Below are 5,738 nucleotides of genomic sequence, written 5' to 3' on the forward strand. Positions count from 1 at the left end.
ATCGGCCTCACCACCCGCACCGACTGGCGCCCGACCGCGATGCAACGCCGGCTGATCGCGCTGATCGAGGAGGCGTCGGCCAGCCTGTAAAACGTCCGTCACCCCGGCCTTGAGCCGGAGTCCATCGCGAGGCAGGCTCAGGGCAAGAGGTTCTGATCGCAGAGCTCGCGGCACAATGGACCCCGGCTCAAGGCCGGGGTGACGAGGGTGAATTCAGGAAAACGAATAGCCACGCCCCGCTTCCGATTGGCGCACGGACAGCGACGCCCCTTACCACCAGCGCCATGAGAGGCGCGACGTTCATTGGCTTCGGCGAGGCAGGCGCGGCGTTCGCGCCGCCCGGGCGTAGCGACATTCGCGGCTATGACATCAAGCTCGACACCCCTGCGACGCGCGCAAACAAGCTCGCCGATTTCGCTGCTGCCGGTGTAGCCCGCGCCGACAGCGCGGCCGAGGCGCTGGCAGGTGCCCAAACGGTCTTGTCGCTCGTCACCGCCGATCAGGCGCTGGTCGCCGCGCACACCGCCGCGCCGCATCTCGCATCCGACGCTTTGTGGCTCGACATGAATTCAGTCGCGCCCGACACCAAGCGCGCCGCCGCCGCCGCGATCGGCGCGCGGTATGTCGATGTCGCGGTGATGGCGCCGGTCCACCCCGGCCGCCACGCGACGCCGTTGCTCGTCGCCGGCCCGCATGCCGAGGCGGGGGCCGCGGCGCTGCGCGATCTCGGCTTTACCAATATCGCGATCGCCGGCCCCTCGGTGGGCGACGCGTCGGCGATCAAGATGATCCGATCGGTGATGGTCAAGGGGATCGAGGCGCTGACCGCCGAATGCGCGCTCGCCGCCGAAGCCGCCGGGGTGCGCGCGGCGGTGATCGCCTCGCTCGACGCGAGCTGGCCGGGCGCGGATTGGGCGAAGCGCTTCGATTACAACCTCGATCGCATGATGCTCCACGGCCAGCGCCGTGCCGCCGAGATGGAAGAGGTGACCAAGACGCTCGACGCGCTCGGCACCGGCAGCGCGATGACACGCGGCACGGTCGAGCGGCAGCGCGCGATCGGATCGCTGAACACCGCGCCGCCCGACGGGCTCGCCGCCAAGCTCGACCTCATCCTCCCCCTGCTGACGCGTCAGGAACAGCCTGCATGACGATGATCATCGACTGCCACGGCCATTATACCACCGCCCCCACCGCGCATAACGAATGGCGCGAGGCGCAGAAGGCGGCGTTCAAGGCCGGCACCGCCGCGCCGCCCTATCCCGTCATCTCCGACGACGAGATCCGCGAGACGCTGGAGCAGAACCAGCTCCGCCTGCTGCGCGAACGCGGCGCGGACATGACGATCTTTTCCCCGCGCGCCTCGGCGATGGCGCCGCATGTCGGCGACGAGGCGGTGGCGATCGCCTGGGCGCGCGCCAACAACGATCTGATCAAGCGCTGCGTCGACCTCTATCCGGACATCTTCGCCGGGGTCTGCATGCTGCCGCAGAACCCCAAGACCGATCTCACCGCCTCGGTCGCTGAACTGCGGCGCTGCGTCGAGGAACTGGGCTTCATCGGCTGCAACCTCAACCCCGATCCCGGCGGCGGGCATTTCACCGCCCCACCGCTCACCGATCGCTTCTGGTATCCCTTCTACGAGGCGATGGTCGAGCTCGACGTGCCGGCGATGATCCACGTCTCGGGCTCGTGCAATCCCGGGCTCCACGCCACCGGCGCTTATTATATCGCCGCCGACACGATCGCCTTCATGCAACTGATGGAGGGCGATCTGTTCCGCGATTTCCCCGACCTGCGCTTCATCATTCCGCACGGCGGCGGCGCGGTGCCCTATCATTGGGGGCGCTATCGCGGGCTCGCCGACATGCTCAAGCAGCCCGCGCTCGCCGGGCATGTGATGAACAACGTCTATTTCGATACCTGCGTCTATCACCAGCCCGGCGTCGATCTGCTCGCCAAGGTGATCGACACCAAGAACATATTGTTCGGCAGCGAGATGGTCGGCGCGGTGCGGGGTATCGATCCCGAGACCGGGCATTATTTCGACGACACCAAACGCTATGTCGATGCGCTGCCGATCAGCGACGATCAGCGCCACGCAATCTATGAAGGCAATGCGCGCCGCGTCTTCCCGCGGCTCGACGCCCGGCTCAAGGAGAAAGGGCGATGACCGGCCCGAAGGATATCCACCAATATCTCGCCGAATTCGACGATATCCCCGGCACCCGCGTGTTCACCGCGAAGCGCGCGCGTGCCGGCTATCATATGAACCAGTTCGCGATGAGCCTGATGAAGCCCGAGAACCGCGAACGCTTCAAGGCCGACGAGCGCGCCTATCTCGACGAATGGCCGCTCAGCGAGGAGCAGAAAGCGGCGCTGCTGGCACGCGATTACAACCGCTGCCTCGATCTGGGCGGGAACGTCTATTTTCTCGCCAAATTGTTCTCCACCGACGGGCTGAGCTTCGCGGAAGCCGTCTCGTCGATGACCGACATGAATTTCCAGGACTATACCAAAATGATGATCGCAGGCGGCCGCTCGCCCGAAGGCGCGCGCAGCATCAAGGGGAAGAACTGATGGCGCGGATCACCGCCGGCGTCGGCTCCAGCCACGTCCCCCTGCTCGGCGTCGCGAGCGATTTCGGCAAGGATGGGGACGATTATTTCGGCCCGATCTTCTCAGGCTACCAATGGACCCGCGATTGGGAGAAGGCCGAGAAGCCCGATGTCGTGATCCTCGTCTATAACGATCACGCCTCCGCCTTCGACATGAAGGTGATCCCGACCTTCGCGATCGGTTGCGGCGAGCGCTACAAACCCGCCGACGAAGGCTGGGGGCCGCGCGCGGTGCCCGAGGTGGAGGGGCATCCCGATCTCGCCTGGCATATCGCGCAGAGCCTGATCCTCGAAGAATTCGACATGACGATCATCAACGAGATGGACGTCGATCACGGGCTCACCGTCCCGCTGTCGATGATGTTCGGCAAGCCCGACGCCTGGCCGGTGAAGGTGGTGCCGCTGGCGGTCAATGTCGTCACCTATCCGCCGCCCTCGGGCAACCGCTGCTGGGCGCTGGGCGAGGCGATCGCGCGTGCGGTGGCGAGCTTCCCGGAGGACATCAACGTGCAGATCTGGGGCACCGGCGGGATGAGCCACCAGCTTCAGGGGCCGCGCGCGGGGTTGATCAACCGCGAATGGGACAATCGCTTCCTCGATCGGCTGATCGGCGAGGGCGACGAGCTGCGCCACGTGCCGCATATCGAATATCTCCGCGAGACCGGCTCCGAGGGGATCGAGATGGTGATGTGGCTGATCATGCGCGGCGCGCTGGGCAAGCGGACGCGCGCGCTCCACCGCCATTATCACGTCCCCTGCTCGAACACCGCGATCGGCCATATCGTGCTGCGCCCGGATAACGGCGAGGGCCTCGACATGACCGGCAGCGGCGCGGCCTGATTTCCCCTTCCCGACAAGAGAGACGAACATGACCCTCCGCATCGCGCTCGCCGGCGCCGGCGCCTTTGGCGAGAAGCATCTCGACGGACTGAAGAATATCGACGGGGTGGCGGTGACCAGCCTTGTCGGGCGACGGCTGGAGCCGACGCAGGCGATCGCCGCGAAATACGGCATCGGCCATGCCACGACCGAGCTGGCCGACACGCTGGCGCGCGACGATGTCGACGCCGTGATCCTGTGCACCCCGACGCAGATGCACGCGGCACAGGCGCTGCAATGCCTTGACGCCGGCAAGCATGTGCAGGTCGAAATCCCGCTGTGCGACAGCCTTGCCGACGGCGAAAAGGTGCTGGCGAAGCAGCAGGAAACCGGGCTCGTCGCGATGGTCGGCCATACGCGGCGGTTCAACCCGAGCCATCAATATCTCCACCGCAAATTCGCCAGCGGCGAGGCGCAGGTGCAGCAGATGGACGTCCAGACCTATTTCTTCCGGCGCCAGAATATCAACGCCAAGGGCGAGGCGCGGAGCTGGACCGATCACCTCTTGTGGCACCACGCCGCGCATACCGTCGATCTCTTCGCCTATCAGGCCGGACCGATCGTCGCCGCCAATGCGATCGAGGGGCCGATCCACCCCGAACTCGGCATCGCGATGGATATGTCGATCCAGCTCAAGGCCGCGACCGGCGCGATCTGCACCTTGTCGCTGAGCTTCAACAACGACGGGCCGCTCGGCACCTTCTTCCGCTACATCTGCGACACCGGCACCTGGATCGCGCGCTACGACGATCTGGTGACCGGCAAGGAGGAGCCGATCGACCTCACCGGGGTCACTGTCTCGAACAACGGCATCGAACTGCAGGATCGCGAGTTCGTCGCCGCGATCCGCGAAGGGCGCGAGCCCAATGCCTCGGTGGCGCAGGTGATGCCGTGCTACCGCGTGCTCGATCAGCTGGAGAAGCAACTGGCACGAGGCTGACCTTTCTTCCTCCCCTCCCTTGAACAGGGAGGGGAGGAAGAAGAGAGCGCGAAGGATGGCGGGGTGCCATTTCGCATCCGATGCTTTAGCACACGCCGCAAACCTCATAGGAGCGCCGCCGTGACCGCACTTCCCACCCGCAATCTCGGGCCGCTTACCGTTTCGGCGATCGGGCTCGGGTGCATGAACCTCAACCACGCTTACGGCATCCCGCCGAGCGCGGAGGAAGGCGGGCGGCTGCTCAATCGCGCGCTCGATCTCGGGGTCACGTTGCTCGATACCGCGGCGCTCTACGGCGCAGGGCAGAACGAGAAGCTGATCCGCGCCTCGGTGATCCACCGTCGGCGCGAATTCACGCTCGCCTCGAAATGCGTGCTCGACATGTACGACGGCAAGCGCGGGCTCAACGGCTCGCCCGCCGCGATCGCCGCGACGCTCGATGCGGCGCTGCAGCGGCTCGGGACCGATCATATCGATCTCTATTATCTCCCCCGGCTCGACCGCAACGTACCGATCGAGGAATCGGCCGGCGCGTTGGCGCGTACACACGAGGCCGGCAAGATCGGCGCGATCGGGCTTTCCGAAATGGGCGCGGCAACGATCCGCCGCGCGCACGCCGTCCACCCGGTCGCCGCGGTGCAGAGCGAATATTCGCCGGTCGTGCGCAACCCCGAGATAGCGGTGCTCGATACCTGTCGCGCCCTGGGGATCGGCTTCGTCGCTTTCTCGCCGGTCGCACGCGGGTTGCTGTGCGACGCGGTGCACGACGACATTTATGAGGCCGAACACGATATCCGCCGCGCGATGCCGCGCTTCAACGGCGAGAATCTGCGCCACAATCTGAAGGTAGTGGCCGCGTTCAACGCGCTCGCCGCGCGGATCGGCGCGACTCCGGCGCAGCTCGCGCTCGCCTGGGTGCTGTCGCGCGGGGATAATGTCGTGCCGATCCCCGGCACGCGCAGCATCACGCATCTGGAAGAGGATCTCGGCGCGATCGCGCTCGATCCGGGCGCCGAGGTGCTGGCGGAGGTGGAAACGATCTTCGCCCCCGGATCGATCAAGGGACCGCGCTATTCCGCCGCGATGCAGGCGCAGATCGACACCGAGACCTTCGCGGACGAGGAACTGGCCTGATCCCTTCCCCTTCCCCTTCTTACTCCCCTCCCTCGTGAAGGGAGGGGTGGGGGTGGGTGGGTGTGAGGCGCGGGCGACGGTGCCCCTTCGGGCCAACCCACCCCCGGCCCCTTGTATGTTGAAGGTTGCCCGATCTGATTGGAGGATGGGGTGATCGCCGGGGGTGG

The 5,738-nt window shown here is 66.2% G+C and carries 7 protein-coding genes; all 7 read left to right on the forward strand.

Going from position 1 to position 5,738, the window contains the following annotated elements; translation table 11 throughout:
* Nucleotides 1-90 carry a hypothetical protein gene (locus tag BGN95_RS24710; RefSeq protein ID WP_286774349.1) on the forward strand — a complete coding sequence of 30 codons (90 nt, stop codon included), beginning with the start codon at nt 1-3 and terminating at the stop codon, nt 88-90.
* 194 nt (nt 91-284) lie between these two features.
* Entirely contained in the window at nt 285-1,151 is an 867-nt protein-coding gene (locus tag BGN95_RS24715) for an NAD(P)-dependent oxidoreductase (protein WP_286774345.1), read from the forward strand.
* Nucleotides 1,148-2,173, forward strand: coding sequence for an amidohydrolase family protein (locus BGN95_RS24720; RefSeq protein WP_286774346.1), 1,026 nt, complete (start codon nt 1,148-1,150; stop codon nt 2,171-2,173). The genes BGN95_RS24715 and BGN95_RS24720 overlap by 4 nt, the downstream gene beginning before the upstream one ends.
* The gene (gene ligA, locus BGN95_RS24725) at nt 2,170-2,580 is read left to right on the forward strand and encodes a protocatechuate 4,5-dioxygenase subunit alpha (protein ID WP_179511355.1); all 411 of its coding nucleotides are present in this window, start codon (nt 2,170-2,172) and stop codon (nt 2,578-2,580) included. The genes BGN95_RS24720 and ligA overlap by 4 nt, the downstream gene beginning before the upstream one ends.
* Nucleotides 2,580-3,458 carry a class III extradiol dioxygenase subunit beta gene (locus tag BGN95_RS24730; protein ID WP_179511354.1) on the forward strand — a complete coding sequence of 293 codons (879 nt, stop codon included), beginning with the start codon at nt 2,580-2,582 and terminating at the stop codon, nt 3,456-3,458. The genes ligA and BGN95_RS24730 overlap by 1 nt, the downstream gene beginning before the upstream one ends.
* A gap of 28 nt (nt 3,459-3,486) precedes the next feature.
* Nucleotides 3,487-4,437, forward strand: coding sequence for a Gfo/Idh/MocA family oxidoreductase (locus BGN95_RS24735; RefSeq protein WP_265271024.1), 951 nt, complete (start codon nt 3,487-3,489; stop codon nt 4,435-4,437).
* A 120-nt stretch (nt 4,438-4,557) separates the two neighbouring features.
* Nucleotides 4,558-5,571 carry an aldo/keto reductase gene (locus BGN95_RS24740; RefSeq protein WP_286774347.1) on the forward strand — a complete coding sequence of 338 codons (1,014 nt, stop codon included), beginning with the start codon at nt 4,558-4,560 and terminating at the stop codon, nt 5,569-5,571.
* Nucleotides 5,572-5,738 lie beyond the last annotated feature (167 nt).

Source organism: Sphingomonas sp. 66-10 (genome assembly GCF_001897045.1).
Lineage (GTDB): Bacteria > Pseudomonadota > Alphaproteobacteria > Sphingomonadales > Sphingomonadaceae > Sphingomonas > Sphingomonas lycopersici.